General features: G+C 42.2%; 13 protein-coding genes. 6 read left to right on the top strand and 7 right to left on the bottom strand.

Annotated elements, in window-relative coordinates; all coding sequences use genetic code 11:
- The first annotated feature begins 199 nt into the window (after positions 1-199).
- From aciT to hemJ, 4 genes are all read left to right on the top strand, one after another.
- Entirely contained in the window at positions 200-598 is a 399-nt protein-coding gene (aciT, locus tag RH96_RS13120; protein ID WP_010201678.1) for an AciT family ciprofloxacin tolerance protein, read from the top strand.
- 189 nt (positions 599-787) lie between these two features.
- The gene (locus tag RH96_RS13125) at positions 788-1,294 is read left to right on the top strand and encodes an SCP2 sterol-binding domain-containing protein (protein WP_010201679.1); all 507 of its coding nucleotides are present in this window, start codon (positions 788-790) and stop codon (positions 1,292-1,294) included.
- Positions 1,295-1,629: 335 nt separating this feature from the next.
- Positions 1,630-2,700, top strand: coding sequence for a biotin synthase BioB (bioB, locus tag RH96_RS13130; protein WP_202801467.1), 1,071 nt, complete (start codon positions 1,630-1,632; stop codon positions 2,698-2,700).
- 76 nt (positions 2,701-2,776) lie between these two features.
- Positions 2,777-3,211 carry a protoporphyrinogen oxidase HemJ gene (gene hemJ, locus RH96_RS13135; RefSeq protein WP_010201681.1) on the top strand — a complete coding sequence of 145 codons (435 nt, stop codon included), beginning with the start codon at positions 2,777-2,779 and terminating at the stop codon, positions 3,209-3,211.
- A gap of 152 nt (positions 3,212-3,363) precedes the next feature.
- Here hemJ and RH96_RS13140 read toward each other — a convergent pair whose 3' ends face one another.
- The 6 genes from RH96_RS13140 to RH96_RS13165 form a co-directional block, all read right to left on the bottom strand.
- The gene (locus tag RH96_RS13140; RefSeq protein WP_010201682.1) at positions 3,364-4,200 is read right to left on the bottom strand and encodes a hypothetical protein; all 837 of its coding nucleotides are present in this window, start codon (positions 4,198-4,200) and stop codon (positions 3,364-3,366) included.
- A gap of 303 nt (positions 4,201-4,503) precedes the next feature.
- On the bottom strand, positions 4,504-4,995 hold the full coding sequence (locus RH96_RS13145) for a hypothetical protein (protein ID WP_010201683.1): 492 nt from the start codon (positions 4,993-4,995) through the stop codon (positions 4,504-4,506).
- A 163-nt stretch (positions 4,996-5,158) separates the two neighbouring features.
- Entirely contained in the window at positions 5,159-5,875 is a 717-nt protein-coding gene (gene rph / locus RH96_RS13150) for a ribonuclease PH (protein WP_010201684.1), read from the bottom strand.
- A gap of 259 nt (positions 5,876-6,134) precedes the next feature.
- On the bottom strand, positions 6,135-7,919 hold the full coding sequence (locus tag RH96_RS13155) for an AMP-binding protein (protein ID WP_010201685.1): 1,785 nt from the start codon (positions 7,917-7,919) through the stop codon (positions 6,135-6,137).
- A 749-nt stretch (positions 7,920-8,668) separates the two neighbouring features.
- The gene (locus RH96_RS13160; protein WP_010201686.1) at positions 8,669-10,396 is read right to left on the bottom strand and encodes an AMP-binding protein; all 1,728 of its coding nucleotides are present in this window, start codon (positions 10,394-10,396) and stop codon (positions 8,669-8,671) included.
- Positions 10,397-10,756: 360 nt separating this feature from the next.
- Positions 10,757-12,559 (bottom strand): vWA domain-containing protein, encoded by a 1,803-nt coding sequence (locus RH96_RS13165; RefSeq protein WP_010201687.1) that lies wholly within the window; start codon positions 12,557-12,559, stop codon positions 10,757-10,759.
- A 350-nt stretch (positions 12,560-12,909) separates the two neighbouring features.
- Between RH96_RS13165 and parC the strand changes: the two genes are divergently transcribed.
- Both parC and RH96_RS13175 read left to right on the top strand, forming a co-directional pair.
- The gene (parC, locus tag RH96_RS13170; RefSeq protein ID WP_010201688.1) at positions 12,910-15,216 is read left to right on the top strand and encodes a DNA topoisomerase IV subunit A; all 2,307 of its coding nucleotides are present in this window, start codon (positions 12,910-12,912) and stop codon (positions 15,214-15,216) included.
- Between the two features lie 106 nt (positions 15,217-15,322).
- Positions 15,323-17,548: a P-loop NTPase fold protein gene (locus RH96_RS13175; protein WP_010201689.1), complete on the top strand. Its 2,226-nt coding sequence runs from the start codon at positions 15,323-15,325 to the stop codon at positions 17,546-17,548.
- Between the two features lie 192 nt (positions 17,549-17,740).
- Here RH96_RS13175 and RH96_RS13180 read toward each other — a convergent pair whose 3' ends face one another.
- Entirely contained in the window at positions 17,741-18,220 is a 480-nt protein-coding gene (locus tag RH96_RS13180; protein ID WP_010201690.1) for a BLUF domain-containing protein, read from the bottom strand.
- Positions 18,221-18,428: the final 208 nt, after the last annotated feature.

Raw genomic sequence — 18,428 nt, forward strand, 5'->3', positions numbered from 1 at the left:
ACATTCTCCTCATTCCCAATAAAAAGCGCCCATCCTTGCGGCGTTTTTTCTAGCAACTCCCTACGCTAAACGGTCAAAATCATTCAAAAAACCAAACGTCAACGGTTGTCGCAAAGTCGCCTACACCCTCTTCAGCTTTGTTCAATAACCTTTCATAATAGCCTCATTGGAATTCACCTTATGAATAGCGAGATGAATGATGTTACTGACTATTTTTTCTTTTATCGGTGTTGATGCGTGGAGCAGCGCGGCATGGCTTGGTTATGGGCTGCTAGCAGGTGTGGTCGTGGCACTTGCTCTCTCATCGTATCGTTGGCTCTTACTATATCTATTTGGCGGTATGGTCTACTGGTTGAGCGTCGAGGTTATCCAAAATATCTTGGCAGGTCGCCCTACACTATCAGAGCTTTCAGAATGGCACAGTTATGTCATCGCTATTGGAATAAGTTGGCTACCTTTGGCGGTCTGGGTGCTGTATCGAGCATTACGATACGATGATGTGAGTCAGTCGGTCAGTCAGCAGCGCGAATTAGAAGCGGCTCGCTATGTCGAGCATACGCCTGTTTACGATGATGATTATCAGCCACGTTTTCATTGATTATGTTGTGCTTATACAAACACCCTGCCAATAACATTGACATCGAATGTTACAAGATACTTAACGCTCTCTACTTAACTCCTAAAGAATTGAAACTACTCAGTAGTTTATAATCTAATTATATATTTATCATAAAAACTGGTATAAAGTACGCTTTATTTTTATGCCTCATCCTTTAGGAGTTCCACTATGTTTACTATTCCTGTATTAGATATCAAATCTGACCCATTAGATGCATTGCTAGCGGTTGTTGGTTATCGCTTGTCTATGCTAGCTGATAGCGACAATGAAGACGTCAAAGCACTATTTGCTGATCGCAAAGTCACGATTGAATTTGCCAGTACTGAATCTGATATTGCCCGTTCTTTTAGCTTTGATAATGGACAGTTTAGCCAACATAGCGGTCATGCAAAAGAAGCGGATCTAACCATTAACTTCAAAGACTCTATGACTGGCGTTAAGCTTTTGACCCAAGGCAGTCTGCCTGCTTTTATGACAGCAGTACAAGAAGGTAACCTGAGCATCGAGGGTGATTACAGTCTAATGATGTGGTTCAACAAGCTTGCCAAACACATCGTGCCAGCCATTCCAGAAGAGTGTAAGCCTTATCTTGATAAAGCCAAACCTTATGCCTATAAAGCACAGAAATTTGCAGAACATTGGATTGGTGTTGCTAAGCATAAACTGGGTAAATAGTCAGACATAAACAGTTAGATAACTGAATAGCCAACAATGACTATTGATGTGCCTCTAAGATGTTTCTAATGTGCTTAATTGTAGCCATTCTAAATACTATCTAGTCGCGTTCTGACTTTCTAAAAAGGTTGCGGTATACTATATCGCAGCCTTTTTTATTGTTTTAGAACCATTAAATATTTTAAAACAATAAAAGACGCAAATATCCATATTTTTAATACCGTTATAAAAGGACTTATATTATGGCAGGACTGCTTAGTATCTCAGAACCTAACGCCGACAGCCAAACTGACACACTTAACAATCAAGCCAATACAACCAATGAGTTGTTGGCGATGCTAGCCACAGACGCGATTAAAACAGACCAAAATGTGACCAGCAAACACAGCCGTGAACAAATTTCTCAGCTCTTTGATTTGCCTTTGATGGATTTATTATTACAAGCACAAACTATCCACCGTCAACATTTTAAAGCGAATGAAGTGCAAATCAGCACCTTGCTGTCTATTAAAACAGGTAACTGCCCAGAAGACTGTGGCTACTGTTCGCAATCAGGTCATCATCGCGATACCACCAACTTGCAAGCAGAGAAACGCATAGAAGTCGATAAAGTCATTGCCGCTGCTAAACGTGCCAAAGCCAGTGGCTCGTCACGCTTCTGTATGGGTGCAGCGTGGAAACATCCTAGCGCCAAAGACATGCCCTATGTGGTTGAACTGGTCAAAGAAGTAAAAGCGTTAGGTCTTGAGACCTGTATGACGCTTGGTATGCTTGATACCAATCAAGCAACGCAATTGGCGGATGCAGGATTGGATTATTACAATCATAATTTGGATACCTCGCGCCGCTACTATGAGCAAGTTGTCAGCACGCGCAGCTATGACGAGCGCTTAGATACTATCAATAACGTGCGCAATTCAGGTATCAATGTCTGTAGCGGCAACATCGTTGGTATGGGTGAAAGCCGTGACGATCGCATCGACTGGGTACACGAGCTACTAAAAATGCCTAAAGCGCCAGAGTCGATTCCGGTCAATCTATTAGTGCCCATTAAAGGCACTCCGATTGGCGATAAGGTATTAGCAGAAGGTCAGCTGCCTGTACTTGAGTGGATTCGTACCATTGCCGTGGCGCGTATTTGCTGCCCGACCAGCTATGTGCGCCTGTCGGCTGGTCGCGAGAGCTTATCTGACTCTGAGCAAGCACTGGCCTTTATGGCAGGTGCCAATTCATTCTTTTATGGTGACAAGCTTTTGACCACTGGTAACGCCAGTCAATCAGGCGATGACAGACTCATGCGTAAGCTTGGTCTAACAAAGCAGTTTGCCGCACCAAGATCGCCTAGAGTATTGCCTGTGATGGATGCGATGAACGGTCATCAAACACAAGTCGTGATGGCTGATTAAGGCCTGATGAACACATTCCACTTTACCGTATAACCAACTAGCAGTAGACAATCAAAGCTGAGTAAGAGAAACCTAGATGGCAGACTATTTTAACTGGATTAAAGCAGCACACATTATTTCTATGGTGTGCTGGTTTGCGGCGATTTTCTATTTGCCACGCCTGTTCGTTTATCACGCGATGAGCGATGATAGCATTAGCCAAGAGCGCTTTACCATTATGGAGCGCAAGCTCTATCGCGGTATTATGACACCGTCGATGATAGCGACATGGGTATTTGGTCTATGGATGTTAGGGCTAGGCTGGGATGTGTATAAAACTCAAGGTTGGCTACACGTTAAGCTCTTGCTGGTCGTACTACTATCTGGCTATCATGGCGCATGCGGATTTTATCGTAAAAAACTGATGGATAATCCACATTATAAGTCGCATAAATTTTGGCGCTGGTTTAATGAAGTGCCAGTATTTGCTTTGGTCATTATCGTAATTTTAGTGGTGGTAAAACCTTTCTAAAATTAGCGCCAAAACCAGAAGAATAATTGATACTTACCAATCAAAAGCGTCCGCCACTTTATCAGTGACGGACGCTTTTTTATTATCCTAATATACCAAAGGCATTTGACATAGCCAATCGTATTTTATGACTTACTGTCAAACAGTAGAGCTTAAGCACTAGGGCGCATGATTTGATAAACATTGCTCAAATCATAAACACGATAACGTGCAGGTTCGCGTCGGTTTTCGCCCGCATAACTGAGTATCAAGGCTTGCTTTGCACGCTCATCGACCCAGCCGACGAACAGTCCGCTATGCTCAACACCATTGTAGCCATGATTAATATAGTAGAGCCAATCCCCAACTTCAATCTCACCACTATTGGCGTACGGACCTTGACCATAAGTCCCTTTATGCACCGTATCACGCGTCACCCCTGCCCGTTTAAATACCGCATCCAGATAATCCCAACAGCCGCCTTGAATAATCGAGCGCTCGTTCAGTGCCATTTTGCGCGCTGTACTCACCACCTCACGCGCTGCCATATTGCTTTGGGTCTCAGCATTGCTGAGCAACGGTAAATACTCACTATCGACGTTGTCATAATTACCGGATAAAAATGCTGGTAGCGCGCTAGGTGCTTGACGTTGTACGTCAGGATAACGATAAGAAGTATTGACAGCTGGCGGATTCGCGTAAGGGTTGTTATTGGAATAAGTGGTGGTTGAATAAGAGGGATTACTAGTTGGTCGAACATTGACAGGGCTTGAGCGATAGCTGCCAGCACGTTGAATCGTAGAGCGTGTACTCACTTTGGCAGCAGGTACCGCAGCATGCGTTGGTGTATAACGGGCACTGTACTCAGGCTGGACGGATTTTTGTGCAATAAGCGCGCTCATACTATCTGCATGGGCTTGACCTACCACGCCGATAGTGAGTAGCAATAGACTGCACGACATACTACATGACGTTGTGACCGACGACATAGACACTGGCAAACGCGACATGACTAGCTCCTTGTCAATAGCATCGCAATGATAGCATTAACAATAATAGGGGTTGGATTTCCAATCCTATTTATAAACTATTTAAGCGTGCATCTGCAAGCATTATTCCTTTTTCATTGACGATAAAAGGTATAAAAAGACAGACTAATGGTAGTAGAGAAAAAGGGTTTAGACAGGCAATAAAAATGTAAGTACGAATAATACGGGAGTGGGATAGCAATTTTTTAGAAAAGTATTAGCTCACAATTATAAGGCTAGGGCGTGTCCTCATTTTAAAAACGAGGACACGCCCTAGTAAAGACGCTAATCGCTGCTCATCTTAATATTGACATGACGCTTTGTCAGCCCTTGACCTTGCAAGATAGCTTTAGCAGCGGTTGCTTCTTGGACAGTCTCAAAGCCGCTAATATGATACTTACGTACATTGTCACTATCGCAAATTTGTAGCTGTTCGCCGATAAGCTTGACGTCATCACTATCGGTCAAATGGATGTGCTCACGCTTACCATTATTGTCATGCACCAGCTCGCCAGCTCGCACCCATAAGATACCGTTATTAATAACGCCACTCATGGCCTTTTTGCGTTGTTGGCGTTGCTTATTAAAAATAAAACTACCGATAATAAGCAAGGCAAGCGCACCAATAGCTAAGCGCTCAGAGAGTAAACTCATGGCCATGGCTACTGCAACTGCACCAATAAGCAATGCTGCCCCAAACCAAAACAGACCATTATCAGCCGTTTGCGGTTGAGCCTGCAGAGTGATTTTGGCACCATCATCAGTCAGCTTGAGCATGCGTTACTACCTGTTGCAGAACCACTGTTTTTTGAGAGACAATTATCTTTTAAAAGACAACCATGTGTTTTGGGAAACAACTATCTGTCAAAAGACACTTAACTATCGAAGATTAACGATAGCATCAAAAAAACATTTCATTATCTTAGACATTAACAGTGAATTACCAGCCTAACGCTGTTTTTTGCATCGCAATAAGCTCTGCAATGCCTTTTTCTGCCAGTACCAACATATCGTCTGCTTGCGCACGGGTGAATGGCTTTTCTTCTGCCGTACCTTGTAGTTCAATGAACTCACCTTTCTGAGTCATCACCACATTCAAGTCCGTATCACAGCTAGCATCTTCTTCGTAGTTCAAATCTAGATACGCTTTGCCATCTTTCATACCAACAGAAACAGCAGCCACTAAACCAATCAATGGATCGGCTTTCAATTTTTTGGCTTTTTGAATGCTCTCTAAGGCATCGATGAGCGCGATAGCTGCGCCAGTCACACTAGCGGTACGAGTACCACCATCTGCTTGCAACACATCACAATCAAGATAAATGGTGTTTTCGCCCAGCTTGCTCAAGTCAATCATGGCACGCAAGCTACGACCGATGAGACGTTGGATTTCTTGCGTGCGGCCTGACTGCTTACCACGTGCCGCTTCGCGTTGATTACGGGTATTGGTCGCTCTTGGCAACATACCGTATTCTGCCGTGATCCAGCCCTTACCCTTACCTTTGAGCCAACGCGGTACGCCTGATTCAACACTGGCTGTGCAGAGTACTTTGGTATCGCCAAAGCTGACTAATACAGACCCTTCAGCATGCTTAGTATAATGGCGCTCAAAGCTGATCGAGCGAAGTTGGTCAAGCTCACGATTGTCAATACGCATAAAAATTCCTAGTACGATGTTTTAAAAGCAATGTCATAAGATAAGGGGTCTGTCATTATTTGGGTAGTAGCCAGTATTTATTTAGCGAAACACTCAAGTTTCGAAACACTTGCATTCCAACATACTGACACTTCGAAATAAAGGATAACTGGATGCCTTAGCAGACCTAAATATTACGACATCCTAACGTGGCGACGGCGCAATAGCAAGATTCACTCAAGCTATTACGCCGCTGTTGCCGTTAAATGTGGCGCTTACTTTATTCTAAACCTTCCATCTTACGCAATTCTTTACGGAGGATTTTACCCACGTTTGATTTTGGTAATTCGTCAACGAACTGCACGTGACGCGGACGTTTGTAACCAGTCAACTGCTTTTTGCCAAAATCAAGCAGCTCCTGCTCAGTCACATCGCCCTTTTTGACCACAAAGATTTTTGGTTCTTCGCCACGATCATCGTTCGGAATACCAATGGCACCGCACTCTACCACACCTGGATGCTCGCTCATGGCTTCTTCGATTTCATTTGGATAGACGTTAAAGCCAGAGACCAAAATCATGTCTTTTTTGCGATCAACAATTTTTATAAAGCCTTTTTCGTCCATGATACCGATATCACCCGTTTTTAGGTAACCGTTGACAGTAAAGCTCTCAGCGGTTTCTTCTGGACGATTTTGATAACCAATCATCACCTGCGGGCCTTTGACACAGATTTCACCACGATCGCCTAAGGCGACTTCATTTTCATCATCATCAATCAGTATCACGTCGGTGCTAGAAGCAGGAATACCAATTTTACCCGTGAATTCAGCGATAGTCATTGGGTTGAAAGCAACCACAGGAGATGTCTCAGACAGACCATAACCTTCAACAATCGGTAGACCAGTGATTTTGTGCCACTCTTTTGCCACACTCGGCAATACCGACATACCACCGCCAATCGAGGCTTTTAAGTTAGAGAAATCTAGGTCGGCAAAGCCGTCTTTATGTACCAAGCCATTAAACAAGGTATTTACCGCAGGGATAAAAGCAGGTTTGTATTTACCCATCTCTTTGATCAAGCCGTCAAGATCACGTGGATTTGGAATAAGTAAACCAGCACAACCTTGGTACATGCTATACATCCCACAAACCATAAATGAGAACACATGGTATAGCGGTAGCGCCGTCAAAAGAACATCAGTAGCTTCGATATCATCTTCAAAAGCGCTGTCCATGAGCGCACTAATCTGTAGCATATTGGCTATTAAGTTGCCATGAGACAACATCGCGCCTTTAGCAACACCGGTCGTGCCACCAGTATATTGTAACAACGCCACATCGCTTAGATTCATGTCAGGGCGCTTATACTCGCTAGCTGAGACCGCATTTAGCGCATGCTTAAAGCTGGTGCTCTCTGGCAAACTATAAGACGGAATCATTTTTTTGACATGACGAGCGACGAGGTTAACCACAGTCCCTTTCACCGTGCCGAGCATATCACCGAGCTTACAGACAATGACGTGCTTGACCTGACCTTTGTCTTCCGCCTCTTCGTAAGTCTTGGCGAAGTTTTCGACGATAAACAACGCTTTGGCACCGCTGTCATGCAACTGGTGCGACAATTCGCGGCTGGTATACAACGGGTTGATATTGACCAACACCATACCTGCCCGAATGATGCCTAACATCACAATAGGATATTGCAAAATATTGGGCATCATCGCCCCCACTTTATCCCCTTTGACCAGTCCTAACGACTGTAAGTAGCTGGCAATCTGGCGACTGTATAGGTCTAATTGCTTAAAACTAATAGAGGCGCCCATACAGATATAGGCAGGTTTTTGTCCATACCGGCTAAAGTTGCGTTCGAACACTTCAAGTAAAGAGGTACGGTCATCTGGCATATCGATAGTCGCATCGATATTATAGCGCTCGTAAGCATTCAGCCAAGGACTGTCACTAGCTATCGTCGGCATCGTAGGAAAAGTGTTGGTCTCAATCGTTGACTGAGCATCTTTAGCCGCGCTGTCGTTTGTTGTCTCTTTATTGATATTGTCCGTCATAACTTCCCCTAAATATTACCGTTAAAAAGATAGAATAATCTGATGAAAATATCCTGAACGTCAGGATTGTTTATGCATTCCAATAAATGAACAATCCTGACACTCATCACTAAGCCTACTACAAATCAGGCAAAAAGGTTAAGCCGCTAATACGTTTTTACGACGATAATCATGCCAGCTCTATAGCGCCAAACTCATGCGATTCTCATTCGATTCTATCGCTAAATAAGAAAATATATCGGCAGGCACTATAGCAGTTCTGCTAGGGCGTGTCTTCATTTTAAAAATGGTGATAAAAATAAGATAAATTACCGTCAAACAAGAAAAATAGCGCGAATAATATCGGGATATTAACCAGCTATTTGACGATGTTTGGCAAGATTTAGCTATAGTCAAAATACCCCAAAAACACGACGATAGTGCTGATATCAATTTTTTGTAGCCTCTGTCGGCACAGGCACAGCAAGCAAAACAAATTGATATCAGCAGTGCGTGATGTATCGATATTACTTTTCACTGACTATATATTTAGACCATTTAGATGACTATCGAGTGAATTGAAGACACGCTCTAACCATTCTCTATGAATACTGGCAAAAAACGCTGATAGAAACAAACAAAAATGATAAGGCAGTATAGAACTGGCCTTATCATTTTTGGTCATTACGAAATTTTATACCACGATAGTTGTTATCAGCTCCAATAAAAGGCAGCTGATAACAAACTGTCTAGTATTGACTATTGATTATCTAACCGTGGTTTTTTTCTTCAAGCACTCGTAAATCTTTACGTAGGATTTTACCAACGTTAGATTTTGGTAGCTCATCAATAAATGCAACATGGCGAGGACGTTTGTAACCAGTTAGGTTTTCTTTACCATAAGCGATGACTTCTTCGGCTGTCAGGCTGTTGTCACTACGTACCACGTAAATCTTCGGTACTTCACCGCTCTTCTCATCATCAACACCGATAACACCACATTCCAAAATCTTGGGATGCGTTGACATGGCGTCTTCAACTTCGTTTGGATAGACGTTAAAGCCAGATACCAAAATCATGTCTTTTTTGCGATCGACAATTTTAAAGTAACCTTCTTCATCCATCACACCGATATCACCAGTACGAAAATAACCGTCTGAAGTCATGACTTCCGCCGTCGCATCTTCACGCTTCCAATAACCTTTCATAACCTGCGGGCCGCGAACACAAATCTCGCCACGCTCACCAAGGGCCACTTCATTGCCTTCTTCATCCAAGATGGCCATATCAGTCATAGGCATTGGCAAACCAATGTTACCGGAGAACTCCCCTGTACCATGCGGATTTGCTGAGGCAACAGGAGAGGTTTCTGACAAACCATAGCCTTGTACGATTACATTACCAGTAATCTTCTGCCATTTTTCGGCCGTGTCTTTCAATACTGCCATGCCGCCGCCCATAGACATCTCAAGCTTGCTATGATCTAACGCTTGGAAAACTTCGCTGTTGGCGAGGGCATTAAACAGTGTATTAACCGCAGGGAAAAATGCTGGTGGATAGTCTTTATAAGCTTTGATCAAGCTAGCACCATCACGTGGGTTTGGCACGAGCAAACCGATACAACCACGGTATAGGCCAAACATACCACACACGGTAAATGAGAAAATATGATATAGCGGCAGAGCGGTCATAATGACTGGCTGCTCATTACTACCATCAAACTTATCAAAAGCATCACCTAGATACGTATCGCTTTGAATCAGGTTGGCCACCAAGTTGCCATGGGTCAGCATCGCACCCTTTGCCACGCCCGTAGTACCACCAGTGTACTGAAGTACCGCGACGTCGTCGAGATTGATATTGTTAGGGCGTTTATAGCTTTTGGCTGGGAAGCGATGTAGGGCTTTTTTGAACTTAACGCTGCCTCTAATATGATAATCAGGCACCATTTTTTTGATATGACGCACAACGGTATTAACGATCAGACCCTTTAATGGGCTCATCAAATCACCCATGGACGCCACGACCACATGATCAACCAAGTCCTTGCCAATATCTTCATAGGTTTTGGCAAAGTTCTCTAAAAGAATCAAAGCTTTGGTATCAGAATCTTCTAACTGATGCTCAAGCTCCTTGGTGGTATAAAGCGGATTAACGTTGACCAAGGTCATGCCAGCGCGAAGTACACCCAATACAGAAACGGGTAACTGCAAAATGTTTGGCATCATGACCGCGACTTTATCGCCTTTTTTTAGCCCAAGTGACTGTAGATAGGCAGCAATTTGTTTGCTATAACAGTCTAAATCTTCGTAAGAGAGCTTAACATCCATACATACGAACGCAGTTTTGCCTGCGTGATTGATGAAATTTTGCTCAAGTATGTCAATTAAAGAGGTGTTGGCAGCTGGCATATCAATATTGTACTGAATACCAAGTTTTTCGTAAGTTTTGACCCATACCTTGTCATTACGACGAATGAGGTTGCCTTGATTTTCCATAATCTTATCTCTCCTAGTAATAATAATGCGTTATCGTCCACCCATACCAATCACAGAGTGATAAACATACGAAACATCGGAGCACAAGCGAACCCTCTTCAGGGTGGCAAGGCTGACGACGTCGACGTATGGTGATGAGTAAACAATGTAGCAGCAAATAGCCCTTTGTTCTTTAACATACACACTTTGTACAAACTACTCAATACAAAAGATTGCTACCTGAGTTCGCAAAGCACCTTGACGTAGTATATTACTATTTATATCAATAGCCTATCTATAAAATAATAGCCATATCCACCAATTTTAACTACTAAACAATTATCCGTTTATATCAGTTGCTATCGTCTGATATGCGTTTCATTAGCGCTTGCCGTCAAGCGCACTACCAAGCTCGGTCAACGTCACAAAGTTACGACGTGTACCATCTTTGTCACTACTTGGTTTATCTGCAATACTGCTTTTTGCAAGCTTTGTGCTATCACTGTATTGCCAATTATTAATATATTCACTTTGGGTTAAACGCTGACCAAAGCCCGCTACCGCCACAGCAAACTGGGTGTCAATATTGGCTTTATTCAAAGCATGACTGGTGTTGTTAATTGGTTGACTAATCAGTTTAGAGCTACCGCCTATAGGCGCTTTATAACGGATTTTTAGATAACCAAGCTCATTATTTTTTTGACCTTTTTTGGTATTGGCATTTATCTCTTTAGCACTGCTTTCTCCATAACGTCGGTCGCTATAGAGACCTTTTTGCCCTTTTGGTGTCACTTCAAACAGCGCAATGACTGCTTTACCTGCACCTAGCTCGCCTGCGTCTACTTTGTCATTATTAAAGTCTTCTTCAGCCAATACTCGGTTTTCATAACCGATCAAACGCCACTCACTTACCACATCAGGATTGAACTCAACTTGGACTTTTACATCCTTGGCAACGGTGTTGAATGTCGCGGCTAACTCATCACCAAAGACTTTTTTGGCCTCAGTTAAGCTGTCGATATAGCTATAATTACCATTGCCGTTGTCCGCCATCTGCTCCATCATGTGGTCATTGAGATTGCCACGCCCAAAGCCAACCGTAGACAAAGAGATACCACGATCGCGATTGGCTTTGACCAAATCCAACATTTCATCGACATCACTGATACCGACATTAAAATCGCCATCCGTTAACATCATAATTCGATTGATACCGTTCTTTTTTAGCGCCTGCTCAGCTTGTCTATAGGCCAGTTTTAGCGCGTCTTCCCCATTGGTTGAGCCTGCCGCGCTTAAGCTTTCAATCGCAACCAGTATTTTCGCTTTTTGGTCACCATTGGTCGCAGGCAACGCCACACTGGTACTGCCTGAATACGTGACGATACTGATGCTGTCTTGAGCGCGCATTTGTTCCGTCAATAGTTTAAGCGACGACTGCGCCAATGGTAGCTTATCGCGCGACGACATAGAGCCTGAGACATCTACTAAGAATACGAGATTGGCAGGTGGCATAGACTGCTTATCAGTTTTCTGTGACCAGCTACTATCAACGGCTTTGATGCCAACCTTGACGATTTTATTGCCTTGATCTGCTCTATCCCACGGCGAATCAACCACTTCAGTTGATACAACAAATGGTGCGTTGCCAAGGCGTTTGCCATCATCAAATTGATAGTTAAAATAGTTAATCATCTCCTCGACTCGTACAGCATCGACGGGTGGCAACTGTCCTTCATTTAAGTAGCGGCGCACATTGGCGTAGCTGCCCGTATCCGTATCGATAGATAAGGTCGATATCGCCATGTCCGTAGTCCGATGTACAGGATTCGCCTCGTTTTTTTGATAGTTGTCTTTCGTCTCTGGTGTGACTATGATGCTCGGTGACGGACGTATGACACTTGTCTGGGGTGCAGAACGTATCATCATCTGTTGTCCGCTGGCCAAGTTTATGGCACTGGGTGACGCCATGACAGATTCTGACATCACCGCTGCATCTTGTTCCACGGTGCTGCTTGTCTCGGCTGGCACAGATTTACTCATTTGTGAGGGACTACAGGCTGTCAATCCTAGACTGGCTACAACACTAATTAACAGTGCATTTTTAGTAAAATTTTTGCCTATGGGTTTGGTTCTGTTTTCAATAACGGCAGGTGTAAGCATTTTTGATAAATGGTCAGATGACATGGCAGATATTCCTTATTATAGATAGGTCAATGGCAGCGTGTTCGTATCGACACATTACGCCAATGATAGATGAATGACATAAGATAAACGCGCTCAAATATTGGAACACTTATTAATAATATAGAAAACAAATATTAGATTTACTATACTCAACTTAATCCATAAAAGCTATGTATCAGAACATCATGAGAAGGTTCTATAAAAGCAAAATATAAGCGCGTCACGACCTGTCGTCTATTCTGACTTATACCTTTTTAATTCTGCCAATTTCCTTTACGATAGCACTATCCTATTTGTACGCTTGCACCAATTATCTATACCTATTAAAACTGATAAGTGAATCCTATTTTATGTCTGATGTTATTGATAATACGATTGCCCCAATCATACCCAATGAACCGATGGATACTCGCTCAGTCGCAGAGTTCACTGAGCAAGCCTATCTCAACTATGCCATGTACGTCATCATGGATCGGGCGCTGCCAAACATCGCTGATGGCCTAAAGCCAGTACAGCGCCGCATCGTCTACGCCATGAGCGAGCTGGGGCTAAAATCGACTGCCAAGGCCAAAAAATCGGCGCGTACGGTCGGTGATGTGTTGGGTAAATACCATCCGCATGGTGACAGCGCTTGCTATGAGGCGATGGTACTGATGGCGCAGCCGTTCAGCTATCGCTATCCACTCATCACTGGTCAAGGTAACTGGGGTAGCCCAGATGATCCTAAATCATTTGCGGCGATGCGTTATACCGAAGCCAAAATGTCAGCTTATGCCAATACATTGCTCGCAGAGTTAGGTCAAGGCACTGTCGATTGGCAAGACAACTTCGATGGTACGATGCAAGAGCCAACCACCCTACCTGCCCGCCTGCCTAATATCCTATTAAATGGTACAACAGGTATCGCGGTCGGTATGGCAACGGATATCCCACCACATAACCTCAATGAAGTGGTACGTGCGGCGATTCGTTTGTTAAAAAACCCTGAACTGTCGGTCAAGCAGCTTACCCAATCGATACCAGCACCTGATTTGCCAACGCCAGCTGAAATCATTACCAGTAAAAAAGACTTGCAAGCGATGTACGAGACGGGTCGTGGCAGCTATAAAATGCGTGCAACGTTTCATGTTGACCCTAAAGAGAAAAACCTCGTCATTATCGAGGCCTTGCCTTACCAAGTTTCAGGTAATAAAATCCAGGAGCAAATCGCTAAGCTCATGACCGATAAAAAGCTGCCGTGGATTACTGATATTCATGATGAGTCAGATCACGAAAATGCCTGCCGTATCGTGCTTGAGCTGAAATCAACACGGGTCGATGTCGCTCGTGTCATGAGTCATCTGTTTGCCAGTACGGATCTAGAAAGCAATTACCGCGTCAATATGAATATGATTGGCTTAAATGGTAAACCGCAGGTCAAAAACCTAAAAGAAATCCTTGATGAATGGCTAGTCTGTCGCCGCTCTGTGGTCACGCGCCGCTTGCAATATCGCCTCGATAAAATCGACAAGCGCTTACACATCTTGGCAGGTTTGCTGATTGCTTATCTTAATATTGATGAAGTGATTCGCATCATTCGTGAAGAGGACGATCCAAAAGCAACATTGATGCAGGACTACGATCTAACTGATATTCAAGCAAATGCTATCTTGGATATTCGTCTGCGTCAGTTGGCAAAGTTAGAAGAGATTGAGCTACGCCGCGAGCAAGATGAGCTGGCTGCCGAACGTGCCATTATTCAAGAGTATCTAGACAATCCAGACAGTCTGACCAATCTGATGATTGATGAGCTCACTGCTGATATGAAAGAACACGGCAACGAACGTGTGTCACCATTAGTAGAACGCGAAGAAGCACAAGCATTAAAAGAGTCTGATCTTGTACCGAGCGAGCCTGTCACCGCCATCCTATCAAAAGCAGGCTGGATTCGTGCTGCTAAAGGTCATGATGTCGATGCTGCTGGTATGAGTTACCGCTCAGGTGACAGCTATCAAGCGCACGTACGCGGCAAATCCAATGAGCGAATCTACGTGCTCGACAGCACTGGACGCAGCTACAGTATCGATGCACACAATCTCGCCTCGGCCCGTGGTCAAGGCGATCCACTAACCAGTGTGTTAAAACCGCCAGCAGGTGCCAGCTTTGAGCAGCTATTAACGGGTGCTGACGATCAACGCATTATTCTCGCCAGCTCCGCAGGTTATGGCTTTATCAACACCATTGGCAATCTAGACAGCAATCAAAAAGCAGGGAAAAATGTCATCAATCTAGCCACTGATAGTCGCTTGCTTCCTGTTGCACGTATTGATGCACCAGTGGAAACAACCGCCAATGCTGATGGTGAGAATAGCAATACACGCGTAGCACCTGACCATATCGCCGTCGCAACCAATGCAGGATATTTACTGATATTTGGCCTCTATGATCTGCCTGAGCAAGCTCGCGGTAAAGGTAATAAACTTATCAAGTTAAAAGATGGCGAAGAAGTGCTTACTATCACGCCACTGAGTCAGCAAGACAGCCTAATCATTACCGCTGGCAAACGCCATGTGACGCTCAAGCCAAATGACTTGGCTAACTATACGGGTGTTCGCGGCAATCGCGGTGGTCAATTGCCGAGAGGCTTTCAGAATGTAACGAGTGTTGAGGTTGGGTAGTTAGGTTTTTCGTATTCCAAAAGAAGCGTAGGCGGAGCAATAGCGAAACCTAGGTTTAGAATTAAAACATCTATTTCGACTAAAGCTCAGTTCATTAAGGATTGAAATGACAACTGAAAACTACTCGTCCGATGCTCCAGTTTCTACTAAAGGAGAAGATATATTTTCTCGTTGGAAATTTTCTGAACGAGTAGCACAAGTAATTGCTAATCGTCGTGACCCAAGCAGTATCGTAATTGGCCTTTATGGTAAATGGGGCGATGGTAAAACGTCAGTCCTCAACTTTATTGAACAATCTCTTAATACAAACGATGATGTTATATGTATAAAATTTAATCCTTGGCGATTTGGTACAGAAGATCAGCTCTTAATGGGATTTTTTAACCAGATAGCTGATTCTTTAGACGCTAAGTTAGAGACTAGAGAAGATAAACTTAAAGATATTGGTAATAAAATCTTAAAACCTGTATCTAGTGCTGCTGGCATGGGAGTAGTAGGCGACATAGTATCGTCTTACATTTCAATGCCCGACATAAATATTTTCAAGAGTAGAACTGAACAGCTTTTAGAAAAATCTCAAAAGCGTATATTGGTCTTGATTGATGATGTTGATAGGTTAGATAAGACCGAAATTCATGCTTTATTTCGTCTAGTAAAACTAACAGCCGATTTTCGGTATACCTCTTACATTCTTGCGTTTGATAAAGATATCGTCGCTTCATCTTTACAAGATAGATATTCGACCACCCAAGGCAATTCAGGCGAAGCGTTCTTAGAAAAAATTATTCAAGTGCCATTGCACTTACCATATATCGATAAACAAACTTTAAGAGGTTTTTGTTTTCAAGGGGTGGATACAGCTCTTGATCTAGCCAATATCCAACTAACTGATGAGCAAGCTCAAGAATTTTCTCGACATTTTGTCGCTGCATTTGATAGCTGCATTACAACACCAAGAAAGGCAAAGTTATATGGCAATGTAGTTATGTTTTCTTTACCTATTTTGAAAGGTGAAGTTAATCCTATTGATTTGATGCTAATTGAAGGTGTTAGAACTTTTTATCCAAAACTATATGAAATTATTAGGGACAATGAATTATCGTTTGTAGGAATTTTTCCTACAGGTAGTGATTCGAAATCTGATACAGAAAAAGGCTTCATTAAAAGTTTAGTTGATAATGCGTTAAGTGATATTGACTCACATAATAAGACAAACGTTATCAGATTATTAGAAAGTATTTTTCCTAAGTTACAGGCTGTTTATGGAAGAATGTACTACGGTAATGATTCACTAAAATCATGGAACGATAACCAAGATATTTGCTCGAAAAACTACTTTTCAAGATACTTTGGTTACTCAGTATCGCCTAATGACGTATCTGACGTAGCAGTCACCCAAATATTGAGAGAGATAAATAACTGGGATGCGCCTTATAATTATCAAGACAATCCTCTAAAGGACTTCATAACACCCAAAAACGCTGAAAAGGTAATACAAAAATTACATAGCCAAATTGACTGGAGTAGTGGTGTTTACCAGCCACTTATTTTATCTATAGCGCAATCTGGTGATATTATTCCTGATACTAGAACCTCTCTTTCATTTAATCCTCTTGTCCAATCTGTAGTGTTAATCGCAGATATGATAATTAATACTAGAAAAGACAAGCAGATAAACATTGCGAAACTTACATTTGACAATGCTCCAACACTTGAATACCAAATTGAATTATTTAGGTGGCTATATCACAGTGAGAACAAGAACCCTAAACCTGACTGTTTTAGTTTAGATGAGAGAAAGGAGTTAGGTGCATATCTAGGGGAAAAAATCTTTTCTAAGATTGAGACTATTGACATTACTTTTGAAAAACCTGATTTGCTATCACGTGTTTTTTGGATATTAAGTGAGTATATGGATAAAAACCGTTTGAACGGTTATGTAAAGTCATTAGTTAGTTCAGATCCAGCAACTATTTATAAAATCCTTAACGATTACGTTCCTACTTTTACGAGTCTTACAAATGGAACTACAAGTAAAGAAGGTTTTGATGAAGCTACTTATAAAAGCTTGTCCAAAATTATTGATACTTCAATTCTATTTGAATCAATTGAACAGAACTACCCTGACTTAATAGTTAATCTAAATGAATATCCAACATTGAAAAGTCGTGGTGAAGACAGAGAGTCGATTATTCCTCAACAGTTTATTTGGTGGTATAGAAAAGAAATTATTAGAAATAAATACAACAACCTAAAGTATCAACACTTTAGCTTAGTATCAGTTTCAACAAATTATATTGTTCCTCTTGTTAGTAATATAGTTCAGCCCTAACCTTAAACTCCACAATACGACTGACCAACGTTTTCTCATCAGTTAAATGTTGCGAGTATCAGCTAAAACTTTACCTCATTACTAAGTCAGCACATTTTATAGATATGTGAAACAAAACTTACTCTTATTAAAAAGCCGCCTATACACAATGTATAGACGGCCTCTTTAAGCTGGTCAGAATAGAAAACTCATCTAAGACTTGTTAGAGTCAGCATCTTCAAAAACTGCTGTCAAAAAGCTTTCAATCTGAGTACTTGTCATTAGATAGGGATTATAGTCAGAACCTGCTGAGAAGCTTTTTAGGGCATACTCTTCATCTTCAACGCTTGATGTTAGATGTTTGACTAAAAACCCATTCCATTGACGCGATTCTATTTCCTCTATATTAACAATATTAGGAAAAATGGTTGAATGCTCATCAAATATTTTTGCTAAGGCAGTATTGATAGCAGGCCTTGTCCCTTGAAAACTTTGAACAAAATAGCCTTCACTAATAACTAAAGCTGAAACGATATCGTTTTCTTCAAAATATCTGCGCCAATATTCAAGTGCGCGAGTCAACTCAATGCCCGAATTTAGTTCGACATTTTTTGCGATATATGTCATGTGGATAAGAATATGCTCGCCATGCGTTTTTCTATCTTTTGAAGGTTGGCTTGTCGTTATAGTCATAAGAAACCTTATTTGTGAGAACCTAATCTAATTTAAGATACACTTTAAGGTAAAGTATAATCAATAAAATTTTTAGATTTTGACCGATTTTTTATCATCCATCATGATTTTTTAGAGTTATAGCATGAAAATTTTAACGGGATAGCACGCAGCGTCTATCACAGTAAAATAGTACTATAAAAGTTGTCAAAATCAGTGTAATAGCATT

It is taken from the genome of Psychrobacter sp. PAMC 21119, from assembly GCF_000247495.1.
GTDB lineage: Bacteria > Pseudomonadota > Gammaproteobacteria > Pseudomonadales > Moraxellaceae > Psychrobacter > Psychrobacter glaciei.